Annotated in this window: 25 protein-coding genes; 10 read left to right on the forward strand and 15 right to left on the reverse strand. The window is 51.9% G+C overall.

Going from position 1 to position 23,163, the window contains the following annotated elements:
• Positions 1–17: 17 nt before the first annotated feature.
• Together K7B04_RS12005 and K7B04_RS12010 are read right to left on the reverse strand one after the other, a co-directional pair.
• Positions 18–164, reverse strand: coding sequence for a hypothetical protein (locus K7B04_RS12005; RefSeq protein WP_163447682.1), 147 nt, complete (start codon positions 162–164; stop codon positions 18–20).
• Positions 133–630 carry a hypothetical protein gene (locus tag K7B04_RS12010; RefSeq protein ID WP_163447681.1) on the reverse strand — a complete coding sequence of 166 codons (498 nt, stop codon included), beginning with the start codon at positions 628–630 and terminating at the stop codon, positions 133–135. Before K7B04_RS12010 ends, K7B04_RS12005 begins: the two co-directional genes overlap by 32 nt.
• Positions 631–939: 309 nt before the next feature.
• Between K7B04_RS12010 and cstA the strand changes: the two genes are divergently transcribed.
• From cstA to K7B04_RS12025, 3 genes are all read left to right on the forward strand, one after another.
• A complete protein-coding gene (gene cstA / locus K7B04_RS12015; RefSeq protein WP_163447680.1) occupies positions 940–3,045 on the forward strand; it encodes a pyruvate/proton symporter CstA in 2,106 nt (701 codons plus the stop codon).
• Between the two features lie 60 nt (positions 3,046–3,105).
• Positions 3,106–3,303, forward strand: a complete 198-nt coding sequence (locus K7B04_RS12020) for a YbdD/YjiX family protein (RefSeq protein ID WP_014169079.1) — start codon at positions 3,106–3,108, stop codon at positions 3,301–3,303.
• An 88-nt stretch (positions 3,304–3,391) separates the two neighbouring features.
• Positions 3,392–4,552 carry a pyridoxal phosphate-dependent aminotransferase gene (locus K7B04_RS12025; protein ID WP_223804099.1) on the forward strand — a complete coding sequence of 387 codons (1,161 nt, stop codon included), beginning with the start codon at positions 3,392–3,394 and terminating at the stop codon, positions 4,550–4,552.
• On the opposite strand, the gene K7B04_RS12030 is transcribed toward K7B04_RS12025, so the two are convergent.
• The 3 genes from K7B04_RS12030 to K7B04_RS12040 all read right to left on the reverse strand — a co-directional run bounded on the left by K7B04_RS12030 (position 4,553) and on the right by K7B04_RS12040 (position 7,424).
• Entirely contained in the window at positions 4,553–5,179 is a 627-nt protein-coding gene (locus tag K7B04_RS12030) for a ParB/RepB/Spo0J family partition protein (RefSeq protein ID WP_167576414.1), read from the reverse strand.
• The gene (locus K7B04_RS12035) at positions 5,164–6,387 is read right to left on the reverse strand and encodes a DUF3440 domain-containing protein (RefSeq protein WP_223804100.1); all 1,224 of its coding nucleotides are present in this window, start codon (positions 6,385–6,387) and stop codon (positions 5,164–5,166) included. Before K7B04_RS12035 ends, K7B04_RS12030 begins: the two co-directional genes overlap by 16 nt.
• 140 nt (positions 6,388–6,527) lie before the next feature.
• The gene (locus K7B04_RS12040) at positions 6,528–7,424 is read right to left on the reverse strand and encodes a LysR family transcriptional regulator (protein WP_223804101.1); all 897 of its coding nucleotides are present in this window, start codon (positions 7,422–7,424) and stop codon (positions 6,528–6,530) included.
• 757 nt (positions 7,425–8,181) lie between these two features.
• Between K7B04_RS12040 and ahpC the strand changes: the two genes are divergently transcribed.
• Together ahpC and ahpF are read left to right on the forward strand one after the other, a co-directional pair.
• Positions 8,182–8,745 (forward strand): alkyl hydroperoxide reductase subunit C, encoded by a 564-nt coding sequence (ahpC, locus tag K7B04_RS12045; RefSeq protein WP_004859485.1) that lies wholly within the window; start codon positions 8,182–8,184, stop codon positions 8,743–8,745.
• Positions 8,746–8,924: 179 nt separating this feature from the next.
• A complete protein-coding gene (gene ahpF, locus K7B04_RS12050) occupies positions 8,925–10,490 on the forward strand; it encodes an alkyl hydroperoxide reductase subunit F (RefSeq protein ID WP_163449641.1) in 1,566 nt (521 codons plus the stop codon).
• A 74-nt stretch (positions 10,491–10,564) separates the two neighbouring features.
• Here the strand turns inward: ahpF and uspG are convergent, their stop codons facing one another.
• Together uspG and rnk are read right to left on the reverse strand one after the other, a co-directional pair.
• Positions 10,565–10,993, reverse strand: coding sequence for a universal stress protein UspG (gene uspG, locus K7B04_RS12055; RefSeq protein ID WP_064548214.1), 429 nt, complete (start codon positions 10,991–10,993; stop codon positions 10,565–10,567).
• A gap of 163 nt (positions 10,994–11,156) precedes the next feature.
• Positions 11,157–11,567: a nucleoside diphosphate kinase regulator gene (rnk, locus tag K7B04_RS12060; RefSeq protein WP_065355501.1), complete on the reverse strand. Its 411-nt coding sequence runs from the start codon at positions 11,565–11,567 to the stop codon at positions 11,157–11,159.
• 234 nt (positions 11,568–11,801) lie between these two features.
• Between rnk and K7B04_RS12065 the strand changes: the two genes are divergently transcribed.
• On the forward strand, positions 11,802–12,632 hold the full coding sequence (locus K7B04_RS12065) for an alpha/beta hydrolase (RefSeq protein ID WP_223804102.1): 831 nt from the start codon (positions 11,802–11,804) through the stop codon (positions 12,630–12,632).
• A gap of 33 nt (positions 12,633–12,665) precedes the next feature.
• Here the strand turns inward: K7B04_RS12065 and rna are convergent, their stop codons facing one another.
• Positions 12,666–13,466, reverse strand: a complete 801-nt coding sequence (gene rna / locus K7B04_RS12070) for a ribonuclease I (RefSeq protein ID WP_167576411.1) — start codon at positions 13,464–13,466, stop codon at positions 12,666–12,668.
• 93 nt (positions 13,467–13,559) lie between these two features.
• Entirely contained in the window at positions 13,560–14,930 is a 1,371-nt protein-coding gene (dcuC, locus tag K7B04_RS12075) for an anaerobic C4-dicarboxylate transporter DcuC (RefSeq protein WP_163449644.1), read from the reverse strand.
• A 667-nt stretch (positions 14,931–15,597) separates the two neighbouring features.
• Between dcuC and pagP the strand changes: the two genes are divergently transcribed.
• Positions 15,598–16,155, forward strand: coding sequence for a lipid IV(A) palmitoyltransferase PagP (gene pagP / locus K7B04_RS12080; RefSeq protein WP_346015172.1), 558 nt, complete (start codon positions 15,598–15,600; stop codon positions 16,153–16,155).
• Positions 16,156–16,317: 162 nt separating this feature from the next.
• Positions 16,318–16,527, forward strand: a complete 210-nt coding sequence (cspE, locus tag K7B04_RS12085) for a transcription antiterminator/RNA stability regulator CspE (RefSeq protein WP_000034825.1) — start codon at positions 16,318–16,320, stop codon at positions 16,525–16,527.
• 60 nt (positions 16,528–16,587) lie between these two features.
• Here the strand turns inward: cspE and crcB are convergent, their stop codons facing one another.
• Complete coding sequence (gene crcB, locus K7B04_RS12090) at positions 16,588–16,971, reverse strand: fluoride efflux transporter CrcB (RefSeq protein ID WP_163446154.1); 384 nt, start codon at positions 16,969–16,971, stop codon at positions 16,588–16,590.
• Between the two features lie 116 nt (positions 16,972–17,087).
• On the opposite strand from crcB, the gene K7B04_RS12095 reads away from it, so the two are divergent.
• Positions 17,088–17,876, forward strand: a complete 789-nt coding sequence (locus tag K7B04_RS12095; protein WP_163446153.1) for a deaminated glutathione amidase — start codon at positions 17,088–17,090, stop codon at positions 17,874–17,876.
• A 126-nt stretch (positions 17,877–18,002) separates the two neighbouring features.
• Positions 18,003–18,203 carry a twin-arginine translocase subunit TatE gene (tatE, locus tag K7B04_RS12100; RefSeq protein WP_052284794.1) on the forward strand — a complete coding sequence of 67 codons (201 nt, stop codon included), beginning with the start codon at positions 18,003–18,005 and terminating at the stop codon, positions 18,201–18,203.
• Between the two features lie 210 nt (positions 18,204–18,413).
• On the opposite strand, the gene lipA is transcribed toward tatE, so the two are convergent.
• The 5 genes from lipA to dacA form a co-directional block, all read right to left on the reverse strand.
• Positions 18,414–19,379 carry a lipoyl synthase gene (lipA, locus tag K7B04_RS12105; protein WP_064548228.1) on the reverse strand — a complete coding sequence of 322 codons (966 nt, stop codon included), beginning with the start codon at positions 19,377–19,379 and terminating at the stop codon, positions 18,414–18,416.
• Positions 19,380–19,579: 200 nt separating this feature from the next.
• Complete coding sequence (locus K7B04_RS12110) at positions 19,580–20,536, reverse strand: YbeF family transcriptional regulator (RefSeq protein ID WP_223802166.1); 957 nt, start codon at positions 20,534–20,536, stop codon at positions 19,580–19,582.
• A gap of 304 nt (positions 20,537–20,840) precedes the next feature.
• Positions 20,841–21,482: a lipoyl(octanoyl) transferase LipB gene (gene lipB, locus K7B04_RS12115; protein WP_223802167.1), complete on the reverse strand. Its 642-nt coding sequence runs from the start codon at positions 21,480–21,482 to the stop codon at positions 20,841–20,843.
• A gap of 97 nt (positions 21,483–21,579) precedes the next feature.
• Positions 21,580–21,843: a DUF493 family protein YbeD gene (ybeD, locus tag K7B04_RS12120; protein ID WP_035894333.1), complete on the reverse strand. Its 264-nt coding sequence runs from the start codon at positions 21,841–21,843 to the stop codon at positions 21,580–21,582.
• Positions 21,844–21,949: 106 nt separating this feature from the next.
• A complete protein-coding gene (dacA, locus tag K7B04_RS12125; RefSeq protein WP_163446151.1) occupies positions 21,950–23,149 on the reverse strand; it encodes a D-alanyl-D-alanine carboxypeptidase DacA in 1,200 nt (399 codons plus the stop codon).
• Positions 23,150–23,163: the final 14 nt, after the last annotated feature.

Raw genomic sequence — 23,163 nt, forward strand, 5'->3', positions numbered from 1 at the left:
TTCAGAATGTTGTTGCGTTAAGCAACCGATGCTGCCTGACGCTTATGTACTGAGCCTTCACGAGTTGCGCGATCGAAGGAGGCTTTAATCTGGCGCATGGCTTCAACTTTGCGCTCTGCAACCGTCATTTTTTTAAGTGTTGAAACATCTGGTTTTGAATGCATAACCACGCCCCTCTACTCCAACATTCTGGATTAATTCGTATACTACATCACCAGGTACAGTCTGTAAAATACGGTCATAGTACCGCTTGAGCTTATCATTCTCTGCGATGGCAAGATAAGCTTTTGCCCTATAGGTGGCATAGTGCAGTTGAATGATTGCCTTCAACGCTTCGGCGAGTTCGTTCGCAAACCCAAAACGTCTGGAACATTCACCTGGTAAAGGCGGTGCATAGAAGTCCCCGCTCTCAAAATTCACTTGTCTGTCAAATTTCACATCATAACAATCGGCAGGCAGCACAAACCCGACTTCTTCATTGCGGAACTGATGATACTCCTCGTCGCTGATGTCAATAGGGCTAAAAACCAGGATAAAATGATGATGTTGCACCGAAAACTTAAACAGATGCGCGAGCAAGCCATTATCGAGCCGAAACTCATCAAACTGCGTTGATAGATAAAGAGGCATCTTATTGTTTTTTGTATCAAAGAATGGCTTATTTTATCGGGGCCATGGCTTTAGAACTGTAAGGTATTAATGCGCCAGGACGTGTCCAGTTCCGTACTCAATAATTCGGTCCTCTCTTTTTCAATCTCTTAGAGCTCACTTTTTCCTCCCGGCGATTCAGCCATTTTCTCTTGTTAAGTGATCTCCTTAACAATGTGATGTAAATGTCGGGTTCTGTTCCTGTTCAGATTGGTTTCAAGGTTGTTAAATCATACGTGTTGCTACGGACACAAAATGTAACATCCTCTGCTACTGATACGGACAATAACTATGAACAATTCAGGGAAATACCTTATATGGGCATTGCTCTCCATTGTCGGAGCCTTTGCCCTTGGCTATATCGCCCTCAACCGGGGGGAACAGATAAACGCGCTGTGGATAGTCGTCGCGGCGGTCTGTGTTTATCTTATCGCCTACCGTTTCTACGGCCTGTATATCGCCAAAAATGTGCTGCAGGTTGACCCAACCCGTATGACGCCATCGGTGCGGCATAACGACGGTCTTGATTATGTGCCAACGGATAAGAAAGTGCTGTTTGGTCACCACTTTGCGGCGATTGCCGGGGCCGGTCCGTTGGTCGGCCCGGTACTGGCGGCGCAGATGGGCTATCTGCCGGGCATGATCTGGCTGCTGGCCGGGGTGGTGTTGGCTGGTGCGGTTCAGGACTTTATGGTGCTGTTCGTCTCCACCCGTCGCGACGGACGTTCGCTGGGGGAACTGGTAAAAGAGGAGATGGGGCCGACGGCAGGGGTCATTGCGCTGATTGCCACCTTTATGATCATGGTGATCATTCTGGCGGTGCTGGCGATGATCGTGGTGAAAGCGCTGACCCACAGCCCGTGGGGGACTTACACCGTGGCCTTTACCATTCCACTGGCGCTGTTTATGGGGATTTACATTCGCTATCTGCGCCCGGGGCGCATTGGCGAGGTGTCGGTGATTGGCCTGGTGCTGCTGGTCTTTGCCATTATTTCCGGCGGCTGGGTGGCCGAGAGCGAAACCTGGGCTCCGTGGTTTGACTATACCGGCGTGCAGTTAACCTGGATGCTGGTGGGTTACGGTTTTGTGGCCTCGGTGCTGCCGGTATGGTTGCTGCTGGCACCGCGTGACTACCTCTCGACCTTCCTGAAAATCGGTACCATCGTCGGCCTGGCGATCGGTATTCTGATTATGCGTCCTACCCTGACCATGCCTGCCCTGACCAAGTTTGTCGACGGCACCGGCCCGGTCTGGACCGGCGATTTGTTCCCGTTCCTGTTTATCACCATTGCCTGTGGCGCGGTGTCTGGCTTCCACGCGCTGATCGCTTCCGGCACCACGCCGAAGATGCTGGCCAACGAAAACCAGGCCTGCTTTATTGGCTACGGCGGGATGTTGATGGAATCCTTCGTGGCGATTATGGCGCTGGTTTCCGCCTGTATTATCGACCCGGGCGTCTATTTTGCGATGAACAGCCCGATGGCGATGCTGGCACCGGCAGGTACCGCTGATGTGGTGGCCTCGGCAGCGCAGGTCGTGAGCTCGTGGGGCTTCGCGGTAACGCCTGATCTGCTGCATCAGATTGCCAACGAGGTGGGGGAACAATCCATTATCTCCCGCGCGGGCGGCGCGCCGACTCTGGCGGTGGGGATGGCCTATATTCTCCACGGTGCGCTGGGCGGGCTGATGGACGTGTCGTTCTGGTATCACTTTGCGATTCTGTTTGAAGCGCTGTTTATCCTGACGGCGGTGGATGCCGGTACCCGTGCGGCGCGCTTTATGCTGCAAGACCTGTTGGGGGTGATCAATCCGGGGCTGAAACGCACCGATTCGCTGCCGGCTAACCTGCTGGCGACGGCGCTGTGCGTGCTGGCCTGGGGTTACTTCCTTCATCAGGGCGTGGTGGATCCGCTGGGCGGTATCAACACTCTGTGGCCGCTGTTTGGTATCGCCAACCAGATGCTGGCGGGTATGGCGCTGATGCTGTGCGCGGTGGTACTGTTCAAGATGAAACGCCAACGCTACGCGTGGGTTGCGCTGGTGCCGACGTCGTGGCTGCTGGTGTGTACGCTGGTGGCGGGCTGGCAGAAATCGTTCAGCGAGGATACGCGCGTGGGCTTCCTGGCAATTGCCAATAAATTCCAGGCGATGATCGACAGCGGTAACATTCCGCCGCAGTACACCGAGTCGCAGCTGGCGCAGTTGGTGTTTAACAACCGTCTTGATGCCGGTCTGACTATCTTCTTTATGGTGGTGGTCGTCGTGTTGGCGCTGTTCTCGCTGAAAACCGCGCTGGCGGCGCTGAAAGAGGACAAACCGACGGCAAAAGAAACGCCGTATGAGCCGATGCCTGCGGATGCGGAAAACCTGGTTGCTCAGGCGAAACGCGCGCATTAATGTCATCTGTAACCCGGCCGAGCATGGCGACGCCGGGTTAATCTGATAAGGACAAAAACGATGTTTGATACGCTCTCAAAAGCCGGAAAATACCTCGGTCAGGCGGCTAAAATGATGATTGGCGTGCCGGATTACGACAACTACGTTGAGCATATGCGCGTTAACCACCCGGACCAGACGCCAATGACCTACGAAGCGTTTTTCCGCGACCGCCAGGATGCGCGCTACGGCGGGAAGGGCGGAGCAAAGTGCTGTTAAAAGTTTTAGACATCTAAACGTCTTGATTGCCAAGCTAGTTGGCCGTGTTATAGTCATTTGACATCGGTTTACGAGCGGCAGACGACGAATGACAACAACGCAACTCATCCCCCAGAGCAAACTCCCCAACCTCGGCACCACTATTTTCACCCAGATGAGCGCCCTGGCGCAGCAGCATCAGGCTATCAACTTGTCTCAGGGTTTTCCCGATTTTGACGGCCCAGCGTATCTGCAACAGCGGCTCGCGCATCACGTGGCGAGCGGCGCGAATCAGTACGCACCGATGACCGGCGCGCTGGCGTTGCGAGAAGCGATCGCCGAGAAAACCACCGCGCTGTATGGGTACACGCCGGATGTTAACAGCGACATTACGGTGACAGCAGGGGCCACGGAAGCGCTGTATGCCGCCATTACCGCGCTGGTGCGCGACGGTGACGAGGTGATTTGTTTTGACCCGAGCTACGATAGCTATGCGCCGGCGGTGGAACTGTCCGGCGGCGTGGTGAAACGTATCGCACTACAGCCGCCGTATTTTCGCGTGAACTGGCAGGATTTTGCCGCGCAACTGAGCGAGAAAACGCGTCTGGTGATCCTCAATACGCCGCATAATCCGTCAGCCACCGTCTGGCAGGCGGCGGATTTTGAGGCTCTGTGGCAGGCTATCGCCGAACGTGAAATTTATGTGCTCAGCGATGAAGTGTATGAGCATATCTGCTTTGCAAAAGATGGACACGCCAGCGTGCTGGCGCATCCGGCGCTTCGCGAACGGGCGGTCGCGGTGTCGTCGTTTGGTAAAACCTATCATATGACCGGTTGGAAGGTGGGTTACTGCGTAGCGCCAGCGCCTGTCAGTGCGGAACTGCGGAAAGTGCATCAATATCTGACCTTCGCGGTGAACACGCCAGCACAGCTGGCGCTGGCGGATATGCTGCGCGCGGAACCGGAGCACTACCGCCAACTGCCGGAATTTTATCAGGCGCGACGTGACCTGTTTATTGATGCTCTCAGCCAGAGCCGCCTGAAGCTGCTGCCGTGTGAAGGCACCTACTTCCTGCTGGCGGACTACAGCGCGATCTCCGATCAGGATGATGTGAGCTTCTGCCGGTGGTTAACCACGGAGATGGGCGTGGCGGCGATTCCGCTGTCGGTCTTTTGCGCCGCGCCGTTCCCGCATAAGCTGATACGTCTGTGCTTTGCCAAGCAGGAGACGACGCTGCTGGCCGCCGCCGAGCGTCTTTGCCGATTGTAGCTATTTCACCGTCCAGGCCTGTGAGAACTGGCGATTGCCAAACATTTCGCACAGGCCGTTAATCTGCTTCAGGCGCAGAATTTCGTCGGCATCCATGCCCAGTTCCTGGCCCATCTTTTCATCGCTCCAGCCAAGCTGGCTCAGTTCACGCACGATATCGGACATGGCGCTAATCTGGTGTCGCCCGCGTGCGCGGTTATGGCGCACGGTGGCGGCCATGCGTGAGGGGAGCGAATCGTCGCACTTTTCCAGCTGGGTGATGGGCAGGTAGCCGTGAAAACGCTTTTTCAGCGTGGCTTTGGACTGTGACAGCTGGTGGCGATGGAAGCCGTCGACGATTTCGTAATGACGATCTTTTTTCTCAACGACTACGATAGGTTGGGTGAAGCCGTCGGCCTCCAGTGATTTGGTCAGCAGACGTTTTTCCTGCGGCGCCATATTATTCGGGTTGTAGTCGTTTGGGGTAATTTGCTCTTCTTTCACCCACAGCACGCAGTCGATAGGCTGATCTTTAAACGGGCTTTCAGCGTGTAAGGCCTGACGGAACTGGTTAATGGCATCGATTTTGTCATCCGGTGCGAGGCTTTGCAGGTAGTCATGCAGCTGATTAATTAGTGTTTGTCGCATAAGATTCCCCATTGCTGACGCTTTTGTTCCATACGCGCGCGATAGCGCTGGTAGTGATTCGCTTTGGTGGGGCTGAAGGAGAGCATCCGGCACCAATAGTCATTGTTTAACAGTACTTTGCATATTCTTCGCCATGATGGGATGTCCTTCGAGCCCAGATCTTTTTCCTGTTCGTCAGGAATGTCTTCCCAACCCTGCTTTTGATACCAGTGAAGGTAGACGGCAATTTTGTTGCGATAATGGTCGGCGGTGGTTTCCGGCATGCTGTGGAGCAGAAAATGCGCGTAGCTGCGCCAGCTGTGGTTGGCTGGCTTCTCGAGCTTACGGTGGCCGTAAAACTGGTTGTCCTGCCCGGCATACACGCCACCGCTGTGTACGCCGCTGACCCGCTGACACATATCGGCCCAACGATCCGGTTCCAGTACGTGATAGAGCCAGAGCCCCTGGCGCTGCTCTGGGCCAAAGGGTTCACAGATACGCATGTAGCGCAATGGGACTCCGGCCTGATACATCAGATTGTAGAGGGGGTTATACGGCTGCTGGGTTTTGGCGAACCACGTCCAGATATCGGCGGTTTTCCAGTCGTAGATAGGGTAGACGTACCAGGCATGGTTACCCGGCGCGACGGTTGTCCAGGGTTTATCATCGGCAAAGCGACGTTTCCGCTGGGAGGCAATCGTCAAAAAGCGGTTATAAGATTCGTCGGCACGGATCCCGACCATCACCGCCGCCGGACGCTGCTGGGAGAACCATTCGGCAAATTTTTGCACGAACAGTTCAAACGTCATGCCTGGTTCATAAAAGGCGAAAAAAGCAGGATCGGTAATCGCGTCGGCTGGCGGTTGTCTGACCCATTTAGCGCCCGGCTCCCAGCACTGCCATTCCGGATTAAATTGGGTCAGCGAGTTCTGCGTGGTCAGCGGTAGCGCGACCCAATAAAAGTTCTCAATCACATCCCGGTATTGTTCGCGCAATTTCTCACAATGGTTAATGGTATAAGAAAATTGTGCTTCCCAATCAATAAACAGGACGCTAATTTTGAGCCCTCGCTCGCGGGCAAGCTGCGCGGTTAAATGCAACATTACCGTGGAGTCTTTACCGCCGGAAAACGAAACGCAAACGCGAGAAAAGTTATCTAATGTCCAGAGAATACGATCCCGGGTTGCTTCCAGAACCGATTGTGGCAGCGGGAGTTTGACCATGGGCATACATCGCCATCCTTGATAACGTGTTCTACTAAGCGAATTTCACATCATACAATAATATAAGTAATAATCACGAACACAAACCGTTCCTTTTCTGGATTTATTTTTAATACGACGGTGTTTGTGTTTTTAATGTTTTTTAATTATATTTTCATGCTTTTGATTACTCTGGTGAATAATTCTGAGTTGAGTGAGGCACGGTTATAGCACACATAAACAGACATTCTGGGAAGTGGTGCAGGAAGAGTAATTTCTTTCAAGCGTAGCGATGCTTTTAGCATAGTGTAATAAGGGCGAGGTACGATACCAATTAAATCTGTCTGGTAAATCGCGTTAATAGTGGATACAAAAGATGATGAGCGAAATGCGCAATTGCGTTCGGCCAGAAATATCTCGTTATCATACTGGTACTTTTTTACCCACGAATCATCAACATCGTAGTAGGTAAATCTTTCCTGGAGAATCTCCTCGATTGTCGCGTGAGTTCCCAGTCGCGGGTGGTCTTCCCGGCAGACTAACACGGTTTCCGTGTCGTAAAATTTCTCACATGCCAGCGCGCGGTTTTGGACTTGCGAGGTTGTAATAACAATATCCGCCTTGCGGTAGTGCAGGAGGTTTTCTACGGAATCGTTAATGCTGGTGTAATCATGATACTCAATATGAAGGTCGGGCTCGGCCAGCAGTGCATTGATAAAACTGGAAAGTTCGGGGGTTGAAAAGAGCTGCGGGCCGTAAATGATGAACTTTTTATCCAGATCCGCATTTGCCATCATGTTAATTGTCTGTTCTATCTGATTAAGATTTTTTGACAGATGCTGATGTAAATTAACGGCAATGGTGGTAGGAGTAATCCCTTTTCCGGCGCGGACGAATAACGGATCGTTTAATTGCGTGCGTAGCCGCTGCAGCGATTGGCTCACTGCAGAGGGGGTGATAAATAGCATTTCAGCTGCTTTACTGATGCTAAGATGTTGATATATGCACTCAAAAATAACCAGCAGGTTAAGATCGAATCTTTTCAGGTCATAGAGATTTGCCATTACGTATCCTTTATAAATTATTTGGGGGTATTCATTTCCCCAATTGTCACAATCCATGTGTTCGAAAAACTGAAATATATATGAAACTCCGCTAAATATAAATCATGACTGTATGGTTTGTCACTCATAAAAGATATTGTATGACATATTTAGTATGTCAATTTTGTTTGTTTTTATAATAGATAAGATACATATTTTTCTTAAGGTTAACACCGTCTGTTATTATTATCGTGGTAGGTTTTTATTTGTTTAGCAAATGAATGAAATGACGTCTGTAACAGCGTTATCGCTTTTTGTTGGTCGTCAGAATATTCAGCCCTGCGTGGAGGAGACATTAAGGGTAAAGAAGCCTTTTTGATGGAAAATATGCGTAAAATCAGCTTATTGTGAATGATTGACGGTGTAACCTATCACAATCATAGACAGGACCTACTGTGAGTGAATTGCCCTTTACAGGCCAGAGTGATGTAATCGAAAAGCTGTTACAACCTTTGTTAGGGTATGTAGAGCGCAACACTACGCCAGCCTGGCTGGCGCTGAACTCACCTGCGGGGGATTCAGGTAATCGGGCCGCCTTGTTGCGGCCTTTTTACGTTTGGGGATGAGCCTTTCGTGCGTATCCCCGGACACAGGTTCACAAAGTTGTCTTGTTCCGGTTGTTAGATAACGCTTATTGATTTGATAATGTAAACGCATTGGTCGAATCAGGAATTATTCGTTAACTTAGACCTCAACGAAAACACGGAGGAAGTACTCGATGTCTTTAATTAATACTAAAATCAAACCTTTCAAAAACCAGGCGTTCAAAAACGGTGAGTTCATCGAAGTCACTGAGAAAGATACCGAAGGCCGCTGGAGCGTCTTCTTCTTCTATCCGGCTGACTTCACCTTCGTATGCCCGACCGAACTGGGCGACGTTGCAGACCATTACGAAGAGCTGCAGAAACTGGGCGTGGACGTGTACTCTGTGTCTACTGACACTCACTTCACCCACAAAGCATGGCACAGCAGCTCTGACACCATCGCAAAAATTAAATATGCGATGATCGGTGACCCGACTGGCGCCCTGACCCGTAACTTCGACAACATGCGTGAAGATGAAGGTCTGGCTGACCGTGCGACCTTCGTTGTTGACCCGCAGGGCATCATCCAGGCTATCGAAGTTACCGCTGAAGGTATCGGCCGTGACGCTTCTGACCTGCTGCGTAAAATCAAAGCGGCTCAGTACGTTGCTTCTCACCCAGGCGAAGTATGCCCGGCGAAATGGAAAGAAGGCGAAGCGACTCTGGCTCCATCTCTGGACCTGGTCGGTAAAATCTAAATTTCCGTCGTCTTTCGCGCCACAGCGCCATGCTGTGACGCGAAACACTCAGGAAATAGCCCCCTTTAAAAACGGGTGCGCCAGCACCCGAATTTCTTATTAGCGTCCATGATGCAAGCGCATTCAGGCTGCCGCGTGAGGCCGCTTGCATGATGATGTTTTAAGCCCAGGAGATAACAATGCTCGACACCAACATGAAAACCCAGCTCAAGGCCTATCTTGAGAAGCTGACCAAACCTGTTGAGCTGATTGCCACGCTGGATGACAGCGCTAAATCGGCAGAGATCAAGGAACTGTTGGCTGAAATTGCTGAACTGTCAGACAAAGTCACCTTTAAAGAAGACAATACCCTTGCTGTACGCAAACCGTCGTTCCTGATCACCAACCCAGGTTCTCATCAGGGGCCACGTTTTGCCGGTTCCCCGCTGGGCCACGAGTTTACCTCGCTGGTGCTGGCGCTGCTGTGGACTGGTGGTCACCCGTCGAAAGAAACGCAGTCTCTGCTGGAGCAAATTCGCGATATCGACGGCGATTTTGAGTTTGAAACCTATTACTCGCTGTCGTGCCATAACTGTCCGGATGTGGTGCAGGCGTTGAACCTGATGTCGGTGCTGAACCCACGTATCAAGCATACGGCGATTGACGGCGGCACCTTCCAGAACGAAATCACCGAACGTAACGTGATGGGCGTTCCGGCCGTTTATGTTAACGGTCAGGAGTTCGGTCAGGGCCGTATGACGCTGGCGGAAATCGTCGCGAAAGTGGACACCGGTGCGGAAAAACGCGCGGCGGAAGAGCTGAATAAGCGTGATGCGTATGAGGTATTGATTGTCGGTTCCGGCCCGTCTGGCGCGGCGGCGGCAGTCTACTCGGCACGTAAAGGTATTCGTACCGGTCTCATGGGCGAACGCTTTGGCGGCCAGGTGCTGGATACCGTTGATATTGAAAACTATATCTCCGTGCCGAAAACCGAAGGTCAGAAGCTGGCGGGCGCGCTGAAGGCGCACGTGAGCGAATATAATGTGGACGTGATTGATTCCCAGAGCGCGGCTAAGCTGGTGCCTGCCGCTGTTGAAGGCGGCCTGCATCAGATTGAAACCGCCTCCGGCGCGGTGCTGAAAGCGCGCAGCATCATTATCGCGACCGGCGCTAAGTGGCGTAACATGAACGTACCGGGTGAAGATCAGTATCGTACTAAGGGCGTAACCTATTGCCCGCACTGCGACGGCCCGCTGTTTAAAGGCAAACGCGTAGCGGTGATCGGTGGCGGCAACTCCGGTGTGGAAGCCGCAATCGACCTGGCGGGCGTGGTGGAACACGTTACGCTGTTGGAGTTTGCCCCGGAAATGAAAGCCGATCAGGTACTGCAGGATAAAGTGCGCAGCCTGAAGAACGTTGACATCATTCTGAATGCGCAAACCACCGAAGTGAAAGGCGACGGCACCAAAGTCACCGGTTTGCAGTATCGTGACCGTGTGAGCGGCGATGAGCACCACGTGGCGCTGGCGGGGATCTTCGTACAGATTGGTCTGCTGCCGAATACCACCTGGCTGGAAGGCGCGGTTGAGCGTAACCGCATGGGCGAAATCATCATCGATGCGAAATGCGAAACGAACGTTAAAGGCGTATTCGCCGCGGGTGACTGTACTACCGTGCCTTACAAACAAATTATTATCGCCGCCGGCGAAGGTGCGAAAGCGTCACTGAGCGCGTTCGATTATCTGATTCGCACCAAAACAGCATAAAAAAGAAGACAATGCCTGCAATGTCAAAGGCCACCGAAAGGTGGCCTTTTTTTGTTTTGCGGATTATGCCGGGATCAGCGAACAACAAGTACCGGAATGTGTGCGTGGCGAATCACGCTGGAGGCGTTGGAACCCAGAAGGTGCGTGCTGATTGAAGGGTTACGTGACCCAATCACCACCATATCGGCCCCCAGTTCTTCCGCCAGTTCGTTGACCGCGTCGCGGACGCTACCCAGACGAACGTGTAGCTTGATGCGGGAAGGATCGAGCGTGAAATGGCTGACCATGGTGGTCAGGCGGCTTTCCGCTTCCTGCTGAAGATGCTCCTCAAAGCGGCGTAGATCGGCGGCAAAACGGCTCATGGTGTAGCTGGCCGATGCGGGCAACACATGCAGCAGATGGATAATGCCATCCTGCTGGGCCAAAAACTCTGCGTGACGAATCGCTTTGTCACTCAACTCCATCTCAAAAACATCAACTGGCATAATGATTGTTTTGTACATAGGCTCCTCCTTGTCTTTGTAGAACAATCAAAACACATAATGCGTTTTGAATATGTCATTCAGTTCGCAAAATAGTTTATCGAAGAGAGGGGAGTTGTAAAGTTTGGTCAGGCGGGGCAGAAAGAGGATGCCGGGCACCCTCTTAGGCTACTATTGCGCGGAATTAACGATGAAATTCGCCGGCGGCTTCCGGCTGATACAGCAGTTCGAGTACTTCCAGGTGCGTTGAGGCTCCGCCCGGTAGCTCCCAGTGAATAGTACTGCCTGCGCGCAGGCCGAGCAGGGCCGCGCCAACCGGGGCCATCACCGAGAGCTGGCTGCTGCTATCGGTCATCTGGGCCGGGAAGACCAGCGTGCGGACGCGTTCTTCGCCGGTGGTGAGATCGCGGAATCTGACCTGGCTATTCATACTGACTACATCGTGCGGCATGTCCTCTGGGGCACACATCTGGGCACGATCCAGTTCGTCGTTTAGCGCGCTCGCCACCGGGGAATTTGCGTAAGCAGGTTGCTCAAGCAGGCGGTCGATACGCTCGGCATCGAACTCATTAATAATGATGGCAGGTCTGGTCATTATTTACTCCATGTCTATCGATTATCCAAAAGAAAACCCTCACCGCCAGCGGCAAGGGTTCATCTCATTCCATCATACTGATCCTGGCGTCAGGTTTGAAGTGATGGAACGCACATTCGCAGATGGCAATACTCTTTGTTGTGTGAATTTTATGCGAAATACATCGCAACTTATAAATCTGGATTATTCTTTTTAGGCTGCACCTGGCAGCGTCCTTCCAACACAGGAGATCGTATGAGCGGTTTCGATAAACTGACCCTGAAAGATGGTAGTTACCTCTGGTTTAAAGATTGGGGGAGCGGACAGCCCATTGTCTTTAGCCATGGCTGGCCGTTAACGTCTGATGCCTTTGAGGATCAGATGCTGTATCTGGGTTCGAAAGGGTATCGTGTCATCGCCCACGATAGACGAGGCCACGGACGTTCGGCACAACCCTGGGACGGACATAATATGGATCAGTACGCCGACGATCTGGCGGAGTTGACCTCGCATCTTAATCTGAAAGATGCGGTGCACGTCGGACACTCTACCGGCGGCGGTGAAGTGGCTCACTACATTGGTCGTCATGGGACCAGTCGGGTGGCAAAAGCGGTGCTGATTGGCGCGGTGACGCCAATTATGGTGAAAACGGACTTCAACCCTAACGGCGTACCGCTTGAGGTGTTCGACGGAATTCGCAACGGCGTGATAGAGGACCGTGGTGCTTTCTTCTATGAGCTGTCGGCGGCATTCTATGGCTATAATCGCGCGGGCGCAAAGGAGTCGAAGGCGGTGCGTGAAGGGTTTGTCGAGCAAGGGTTGCAAGGTTCTATAAAAGCGCTTTACGACTGTATCAAAGCGTTCTCGGAGACTGATTTACGTGAAGACCTGCGTAAGATAACGGTACCGACGCTGGTGATTCACGGCGATGACGACCAGATTGTGCCGTTTGAAACTTGTGGCAAGGTTGCGGCGGAAATTCTGCCGAACGCGGAGCTGAAGGTTTATAAAGGCGGATCGCACGGGATCTGTACGACTCACAAACATCAGATCAACGACGATCTGCTGGCATTCATTAAGAAATAACGGTATGCAGCCCCCGGCTCCGGGGGCTGGGGATCAATAACCGTTTTGATCCACCACAAACTGTTTGCTGCAGTTGCCTGGATGTGGCTGCGGCAGCAGAGACGCGGCGGTGAGCGGGTCGTTGATGCTGGCGGATTTAATGGCAATTTGCATTTCCGTCAGATAGGCCGGATTACCGTTACAGGTGAGCTTAACGGCTTTGACGTTCTCTTTGCCAAAGGCCGAGGCTACTGCGTTGTCGAAGCTGGCGCGAGTCACGGTTTTACCGTAATTGGCGGCGAGGAATTTGCCGATTGCGCTCTGTTTCACTTCGCTATTCAGACGTACCATCGTACTGAAGTAGGCGTCGGGATCGAAACCAAAACAGACGCCGTGTTTGGCGTATTCATAGCGCTCAAGACAGCTTTTTCCACCGCTGCCGGGCATAACCTGGTTGAGCTTATTAGCCACTTCCAGCGACAGACCGGTCTCTTCGGCGGCGCATTTACGGCTGGCTTTCGCTTCCGGCATATTGGGAATGGGGCGCGTGGCGCACCCGAAGCGCATCCAGCGGTTATTATCGACTCCGCGTGCGGCGATCGACGCGGGCAGGCCGGGCCATAGGCCGTGAACCGTTAAGTAGTCGGCTTTGTTGGCCGCTTCTTTTGGCTGCTGACATTCCAGTGGTTCTTTGCGATTTCTGTCATGCTGGCTCTGGCAAAAACCGGTTTGCCAGGAGAGCGCCAGCACATAACGATCGAAGTCACCATATTGTGTCGGTGCGAGAGGGGCAGCCTGTAGGCTACCGGCGCAGAGCAACAGCGCGCATCCTGACACAATATTCTTCCTTAGCATTTTCCTGACTCCACGTTTTAAATCATTTAGTGACGTTATTACATAATAAAATAAGGCGCCCTCAGGCGCCTTATTTATTTCATCAATCAATGATTACGCGGCAGCGCCGGGAACCAGTATTTCCGTAGCGATAATGACCACCAGCAGTCCGACAAGAACCGGTACTGAGGTACGTTTGACCACTTCGAACGGCGAGATTTTTGCCATCCCGGCGACCGCGACCACCACGCCGGAGACAGGGGAGATGGTACGACCCAGGTTGGAGGCCTGCAGCATCGGAATGGAGAGATAGGCCGGGTTAATGCCGGATGAGTGCGCCAGTTTTGGAATCATCTCGACGAAGGCGTAGAACGGCGCGTTACCGGAACCGGTGGTCATCGCGGCCAACATGGTCAGCACCACCAGTACCAGCATCAGGATAATGCTGGCGGACCCAAACGAGGTCGCGATGGAGATCAGGCTATTGATAAAACCGATAGTGCTCAAGCCTTGAGCGAAAACGCCTGCTGCAACCAACAGCATGACCACGCCTGCAAAGGCGTCGGCCATTCCGCGATACGCGACTTCAAGGCCGGCAAACACGTTCTGGGTGTTAAAGCCACGACAGAATTCCAGCACGGCGGCCAGCAGCATGCAAATCACCAGAATGGCGATAATATGCAGTTCCGGGCCCCATTTGCCGTCGAAAATCAGCACGCCAATGATTGGCGTGAACGGCAGAATGGCGTAGAAGCTCGGGGCTGTGGTGGTAATTTCGCTAACATCCAGCATCTCGTGCGAGATATGTTCTTTCTTGTCCAGATAGCGCTGCCAGAAGAAATGGGCGATAGCCATTGCGATAATCGCGGCGATGGAGATAGGCAGCGTGGTTTTGAAAGCGAAATCGATTAACGGCATCTCTGCGGCCTTCGCAGCCAATACGACGTCGCCGGAGGTTGGGGAGAGAATAATGGCGGCCGGAGAGGCACAAATAGCGGCTGCGGCGCCACGGCTAATACCGACGTTAACCATTACCGGGAACAGCGTCGCCATCAGCAGTACGCCAAGCCCGGTTGCCGAAGAGACCGCCAGCGACATCAGGCACGCCACAAAATAAGCGGCAATCATCAGTAAATATGGCGAGTTAATATATTGCAGCGGTTTTGATGCCAGTTTGACGACCATATCGTTAGCGCCGATATGGGTCATATAGGCGGCAAAGCCGCAGAGCATCATAATCATCATGCCGAGATCGCCGCCGCGGCTCATCAGCAGAATTTTAATATATTCAACGATGTCGGTTGCAGAGTAGCCGGTGCTGGTTGCGCTGCTTGGTAAAATCTTATGCCCCATCAACGCGCTGGCAATCAGTAGCAGCAGACCACCAACAAAAAGGACACCCGTTGCGGAATATCCTTTGATGATGTAGCGGGCTACGCCCACGATAACCACAACACCAATCAGGAGTTCAAAGAACGTTAACATTATTAACACCTATCGCCCAGTTATAAAAATTGATGCAGAACAGCATCAAAAAGTAAGTGGTGAAATGTGCCGAAAAAAGCGGCAAATTTAGCTGATGAAAATCAAAAAAGAGACTAATTAAAGACCATGACGATGCAATTTACACGATGTACTCACAAAGCGGAACATTGACCCGTCAGTAAGTATAGTTGCCTGGTCGAATATTAAACAACAAAGGTAAATGAAATGTTGTTTTTTCAACAAGGTAGCAGCGTTGAGGTGGTATGACGGGGTTGAGCTCGTGAGGAGGTAAGCGCGTTTTTTTATCTCCTGGTGTGAAGTATTTAAAACGTTTAACTGCGACTATCTGGATTTTAAATAATCTGCCAGGAAAATATCAGGAATATTAAGAGAATAATACGAGTTTTAATTCGGCTAATATTAAAGGCATAGGCCATTCTTCCTTACGAGATCTAAATACGGTTACAATTTTTTCTTATAAAAGAATATTATTCGCATTCAAGTCTCACTCTGGTTTGACGATTATCTAAGAATATTCTAATTTGTTGTTAAGCGGTGAAAAAACGGCTATCGATTGGTACCGTTGAACTGCTATTGAGTTTATCCTTGTTAGACTATTCTTAATGGATAATTTATTGGCAAGTCTATCGTGTTAAAACTAAATAAAATTTTCTCGCTATCGCTGATTTTCGCGGGGCTGTCTGGTGCAGCGTATCCTGCTGAGGCTTCTTTTACGGAAACCATTAAAGATGGCTATAACACGCTGCGCAATAATGTTGTAAAGACGTGGGATGAACCGCAGCACTACGATCTGTACGTGCCAGCCATCACCTGGCATGCGCGTTTTGCCTACGATAAAGAAAAGACAGACAAGTACAATGAGCGCCCCTGGGGGGCGGGGGGCGGCGTGTCGCGCTGGGATGATAAGGGCAACTGGCACGGCATTTACCTGATGGCTTTTAAGGATTCCTTTAATAAATGGGAGCCTATTGGCGGCTACGGCTGGGAGAAGACCTGGCGCCCGCTGGCGGATGATAACTTCCACCTTGGGTTGGGTTACACCATTGGGGTGACCGCCCGCGATAACTGGAACTACATTCCGCTGCCGGTTGTGCTGCCCCTGGCCTCCATCGGCTATGGGCCGGCGACGTTCCAGATGACCTACATCCCGGGCACGTATAACAACGGCAATGTCTACTTTGCCTGGCTACGTTTCCAGTTCTGATAACGGGTCCTGTAACCAGGAGTGGGATAATGTCAACCTGCAAATAAAAGTTAGCGACATTTATCACTTTTTAACGAACTTGGGCTGGACAAAACGCACGACAATTGTTGTACTGTTAACTGACACAGATTAGTGTCGTTTTTTCATATAAAGGTAATTTTGATGTCTAAGATTAAAGGTAACGTTAAGTGGTTTAATGAGTCCAAAGGATTCGGTTTCATTACTCCGGAAGATGGCAGCAAAGACGTATTCGTACACTTCTCTGCGATCCAGACCAACGGTTTCAAAACTCTGGCTGAAGGTCAGCGTGTAGAGTTCGAAATCACTAACGGTGCCAAAGGCCCTTCTGCTGCTAACGTCATCGCTCTGTAAGCGAAAATTAGCAGTCAGAATTCAAAACCCGCTTAAGTGCGGGTTTTTTTTATCTTTCTTTTACCCCTGACTGCTGGCACTGAACAGCCAGAACGCCAGGGCCGTCATGGCGAAAGAACCAAACAGGTTGACCGCCACGTTAAGCAGCGCCCAGCTGACCTTTCCCGCCTGTAAAAGAAATACCACTTCCGCTGAAAAGGTAGAGAAGGTTGTCAATCCACCGCAGAAGCCGGTGGTAATCAACACTTTCCATACCGGATCGATATGCGGCAGCCGATTAAACCAGGCAAGACCCGCGCCGATAATAAATGCGCCCAGCAGATTCGCCGCCAGCGTTCCCAGCGGCAGCGCATGGTGCAAAGGATTAAAGCGAAAGCTGAGTAGCCAGCGGGCAACGCTGCCGGTGCCGCCGCCGATAAACACGGCCAACAAAAGTTGCGTCATGCGAATTTCCTGCCATTGTCGAATCGTCAGCAGAGTTTAACCCTGCCAGGTGAATCTGGCTATATACTCATCAGTATTCATCATCTTGATATATTGGAAAAACGTAAGGAGACGCTATGCGAGTTGCCGCAGGGCAGTTTATCGTCACATCGGAGTGGCGGGAAAATGCGCAAACCAGCGTGTCGCTGATGCAGGCGGCAGCGGAACAGCGTGCTGACCTACTGGTGCTGCCAGAGGCTCTGCTGGCGCGCAGCGATAGCGACCCGGATATGTCGGTCAAGTCGGCGCAATCGCTGGACGGCGGTTTTATGCAGCATCTGAAAACACAAAGCCGCCGTGATACGCTGACAACGATATTGACCATTCATACGCCCTCGACGGCGGGAAGAGCCTGCAATACCCTGGTGGCGCTGCGCGGCGGTGAGGTGATTGCCCATTATCACAAGCTGCACCTCTATGACGCTTTCGCAATCCAGGAGTCGAAGCGAGTGGATGCCGGGAACACGCTACCGCCGTTGCTTGAGGTGGCGGGGTTTCAGGTGGGACTTATGACCTGCTATGACCTGCGTTTCCCGGATATGGCATTGGCGCTTGCGCTCAAAGGGGCCGAGATTCTGGCCTTGCCTGCCGCCTGGGTACGAGGACCGCTCAAAGAGCACCACTGGGCCACGCTGCTGGCGGCGCGGGCGCTGGATACCACCTGTTACATCGTGGCCAGCGGCGAGTGCGGCACGCGTAATATCGGTCAGAGTCGGATAATTGATCCGCTGGGCGTGACGCTGGCCGGCGCATCGGTTGAGCCACAGCTGATTATATCTGACCTGCGACGAGACGATCTGTCTCGTATTCGCCAGCAGCTGCCAGTGCTGCAAAACCGACGTTTTGCGCTACCGCAATTAACGTGACGTTTTTTTAAACAACGCTTGATTCACCTTGTTACAGATTGCTATTGTGTGCACGCGTCAGATGACCGTTAATAAACTACGGTGATATGGCGCATTCTGCAGCCTGTTTTTGAGAAGAAGGTATCTATGGGTGAGATTAGTATTACCAAACTACTGGTAGTGGCAGCACTGATTATTCTGGTGTTTGGTACCAAGAAATTACGGACTCTGGGTGGAGATCTGGGTTCAGCAATCAAAGGCTTTAAGAAAGCCATGAATGATGATGAAACCACCGCGCAGAAAAGCGCAGACGAGACTCCGGCAGAAAAACTCTCTCATAAAGAGTAAGCAGGGCAGCGTTTAACATGGCGTGCCGATCAGCGCGTGCCATGCCCGGACCCGATGGTCTGTGGAAGGGGCTTCAGCATGACGATGCTGTGGCCCTTTTTTATGGAATCAGGTTTCTGAATGTATTTTATTGAAATAATTTATTTCAATAATGGGTAATAAAAAAGCCGCTGTCGAAAGAGAGCGGCTTTTTTGCGTCAGGCGGTGGCCTTACTTCACTTCCAGGCCCTTAGCCTGAAGATCCGCATGGTAGGATGAACGCACGAACGGGCCGCATGCCGCGTGGGTAAAGCCCATCGCCAGCGCTTCAGCTTTCATTTCTTCAAACTCGTCCGGGCTAACGTAGCGCTGCACCGGCAGGTGGTGACGGCTTGGCTGCAGGTACTGGCCCAGCGTCAGCATCGTGACGCCGTGGCGGCGCAGATCGCGCATAACTTCGATGATTTCAGCGTTGGTTTCACCGAGGCCGACCATCAGACCGGATTTGGTTGGGATATCCGGGTGCGCTTCTTTAAAACGTTCCAGTAACTTCAGGGACCAGTTGTAATCTGCGCCTGGACGAACCTGACGGTAAATACGCGGCACGTTTTCCAGGTTGTGGTTAAACACGTCGGGTGGCGTCTCGGTCAGGATCTCTAAGGCGCGGTCCATACGGCCACGGAAGTCGGGCACCAGCGTTTCAATCTTAATGCTTGGGCTTTTCTCACGAATGGCGGAGATGCAGTCGGCGAAGTGCTGAGCACCGCCGTCGCGCAGATCGTCACGATCCACGGAGGTGATCACGACATATCGCAACGCCATATCGGCAATGGTCTGCGCCAGCTTCTGCGGTTCATTGGCATCAGGCGCAACCGGGCGACCGTGGGCCACGTCGCAGAATGGGCAGCGACGGGTACAAATAGCACCGAGGATCATAAAGGTGGCGGTACCGTGGTTGAAGCATTCCGCCAGGTTCGGGCAGGAGGCTTCTTCACACACGGAGTGCAGACCATTCTTGCGCATGGCCGCTTTGATACCCTGGATACGGGAAGAGTCTGCCGGAAGTTTAATTTTCATCCATTCCGGTTTTCGCAGCAGCGCTTCGCGCTCTGTTGCCACGTTTTTAACCGGGATAAGGGCCATTTTATCGGCGTCGCGGTACTTAACACCGCGTTCCATCACAATGGGTTTACTCATAGCGTACGTGTTCCAGTTCCGAGTATCGAGGGAAAGCGTTTCAATTCAAGGGAATGTTGTATTTATCAACTATTTTTGAATTAATGACACGCAGTATACCATTGAAACGGGGTTTAAAGCAGCCTGCCTGGCCGGCAAATTGTAAAATAGTTGTTGAATAATGCTTTTTTGCCGGCAAGGCGAAGTAGGGGGCAAGTGAATCAGAACGCTTGCTGGATAACGTTGATAATGTTTTGCATGACCGGGTCCCGCAGACTGAGTTTGTTGTAATGCAATGAAAAGTCGACGTGTTCCTGCTGTAGCGGGGCAAAGTCCAACGTGCACAGCGGCCAGCACTGCTTAAAGATGTGGTAGAAGCGTAGCGGCATAATGCCAATCAGGTCGCTTGAGGCGATCAGTGACGCGATAGTGAACAGGTTGTAACTGCTTACGCTAACCTGGCGATCGGGGAGCATGTCGCGAATGCGCTTATACTGATCGTTTTGCCCCGCACCATCCATTGTCAGCAGCGTATGTTCATACTGCATCAGGGTATCAACCGATGTCTCTTCGTTAAGCGCCGGGTGGTTATGGCGACAGACCAGCACCAGTTTATCGCTAAATAGCGCATGACGGCCCAGCGTGCGCGGGTTGTTATGCTCGTGGTTGTCAATGACCAAATCCGTCTGGAACTGGCTGAGCTGCGTGTTGGCATCGGTCACGGCGACGTTGCGCAGCAGTACCTGTGGGTAGGTTTGTTTTACAACCTGATAGATAACCGGCATAACGATAGCGCCAACGGATGCCGCCGTACCGATAGTGATAACTCGCTGCTTGTCATAGCTGCCGTCGAGATCCAGCGCGCCCAGTATCGACTCCAGACCCTGGCTGATGTATTCATGCAGGTGTGTTGCGTAGGCCGTTGGCGTGACGCCCTGTCCTTTGCGAATGAACAACGGGTCGGGAAACAGGAGACGAAGTTTCTGGATGGATTGGCTAATGGCCGATGGCGTGAGATTCAGGATTTTCGCCGCATTGACGATGCCTTTATGCACATAGACTGCTTCAAATATGGTCAATAAGTTAAGGTCTATATTACGCAGGGTGCGAAAGATTTGTGGCGTATCATTATCGGCATTCATATTTATTTTATTTTCAGGCTTATTGTTATAATCCACACTGCTCACTCCATATTCATTCACTCCATGAATGATAGTTGATGATTTCATTATTATTATGATTGGTGAGTCCATCTTACTGCAAGATGGAAATGGAAATTTTCTTTATGGGTCAATGCATTAATGATTCTAATGCTTTATTAAGTGTATATCGTTGTCGTGATTTTGCAAAAAAATGAGAACCAGTCTTCATTTTCAGAACATGAATCTCTGAAAGAAGAGAGAAACTTGACGGCGTTATAAAAGGCGTGCGATGGAGAGAGTTAACGACCCAATGCAATATTGGGTCGCGATGTATAATATATTAAGCAGAGATATATTCGTGCGGAGGATTGTTTAGCAACGCTAAAAAATGTTTGACAAGCGTTGGGGATATATTTTCCGGCTTCGCTTCACTCACCCATTGTGAAACCTGGGTCATCTCCATACCGGCATAGCCACAAGGGTTAATGCGCAGGAAAGGGGATAAGTCCATAGCGATATTCAGCGCCAGTCCATGGAAAGAGCAGCCTTTACGGATTCGCAGCCCCAGCGAGCAGATCTTTTTCTCGCCCACATAGACGCCCGGCGCATCGGCGCGCGGATGTGCCTCAATACCCAGCTCAGCTAACGTGTTGACGACGGTTTGCTCCAGCAGCGTTACCAGTTCGCGTACGCCCAGCTTGCGGCGCTTCAGGTTCAGCAGAACGTACATCACCTGCTGGCCCGGCCCGTGGTAGGTTACCTGGCCGCCGCGATCGCTTTGGATGACCGGAATGTCGCCGGGCACCAGCACATGTTCAGCTTTACCCGCCTGACCCTGCGTGAAAACCGGCTGATGCTCAACCAGCCAAATCTCGTCCAGCGTGGATTCATCGCGGTTGTCGGTGAAGTCGTGCATCGCCTGAGAAATGGGTTCGTAAGGCTGTAGGCCCAGTTGACGGATGAGGAGAGTATTAAAATCCAAAACAGCGTCTCCGCAGAGGGGAAATGATGGACGCAGAGTATATCACAGGGAGGAGGGGAGAAGCGTTACCCGGCAGTGCCGGGTAACGGAGATGCGATTACAGCACCATACGGACAATTTCAATATTGCCCAGCTCTTCGTACAGCGTCTCAACCTGCTCAATGTGGGTAGCATTGATGGTAATGGACACCGAGTGGTAATTGCCTTTGCTGCTCGGTTTTATCTGCGGAGAGTAGTCACCTGGCGCATGGCGCTGTACCACTTCAACCACCAGGTCAACCAGCTCTGGTTTCGCCAGACCCATTACTTTGTAAGTAAACGGTGTAGGGAATTCAAGCAGTTCGTTCAGTTTGGTTTTCATGTCAGCTCCAGTGTTAAAAAAGAATAACTCCCGCATGGTTAGCGGGAGTTATTTTAGCTATGCATAGTATATGGGGATGGAAATCACACTTTCAAGTGGGTGATTTTTAACCAAACCAGTGATGGAACATTAATTTAATGTAATCAATGATTTTGCCAAAGAAGTTGCCTTCAGGAATTTCCTGCAGCACTACCAGCGGACGCTGGTCGATGATTTTGCCGTCGAGCTGGAAATTGATGGTTCCAACAACCTGGTTTTTCTGCAGCGGCGCGTGCAGCTCGCTGGTGGTCAGCACATAGCTTGCCTTGAGGTCTTTCATACGGCCACGCGGGATGGTCAGGTAGACGTCTTTGTCTACGCCTAACGAGGCGCGGTCAGTATCACCAAACCAGGCAGGTTCAGAGGCGAACTCTTTACCGGCTTTAATCGGGTTCACCGTTTCGAAGAAGCGGAAGCCCCAGGTCAGCAGCTTCTTGCTCTCGGTTTCACGACCTTTGAAGGTACGGCCGCCCATGACGGCGGAGACAAGGCGCATCTGGCCTTCGGTTGCGGAAGCCACCAGGTTGTAGCCCGCTTTATCGGTGTGGCCGGTTTTGATACCGTCAACATTCAGACTGTTGTCCCACAGCAGACCGTTACGGTTCAACTGACGGATGCCGTTAAAGGTGAACTCTTTTTCTTTATAGATGGTGTATTCGTTCGGCACGTCGCGGATCAGCGCCTGGCCAATCATCGCCATATCGCGTGCGGAACTGTACTGACCATCAGCATCCAGGCCATGTACGGTCTGGAAGTGGGTGTTTTTCAGGCCAAGCGCGTTGACGTAGCTGTTCATCAGGCCAACGAAAGCGTCCTGGCTGCCGGCGACGTAGTCGGCCATCGCCACGCAGGCATCGTTACCCGACTGCAGGTTAATCCCGCGGATCAGCTGCGAAACCGGGACCTGCATGCCTGGCTTAAGGAACATCAGGGAAGAGCCCTTGAAGACCGGATTGCCGGTAGCCCAGGCATCGTTGCCGATAGTGACCAGATCGGACTCTTTAAATTTGCCTGCTTTCATGGCCTGGCCGATGACGTAGCTGGTCATCATTTTGGTCAGGCTCGCCGGATCGCGTCGGGAGTCAGCGTTCTGCTCGGCCAGAACCTTGCCAGAGTTGTAATCAATAAGAATGTAGGATTCGGCGTCAATCTGCGGAACGCCTGGAATCATAGTTTTGATGTTCAGGTCATCGGCGTGGGCAGCGGAGGTCAGTGCTGCGACGGAAAGCGCCGGAAGGAGTAAGCGAGCGAAAAAAGAGGTCTTCATGGTCAGAACAACGA

The sequence above is a fragment of the Kluyvera sp. CRP genome, from assembly GCF_019930565.1.
Lineage (GTDB): Bacteria > Pseudomonadota > Gammaproteobacteria > Enterobacterales > Enterobacteriaceae > Kluyvera > Kluyvera georgiana_A.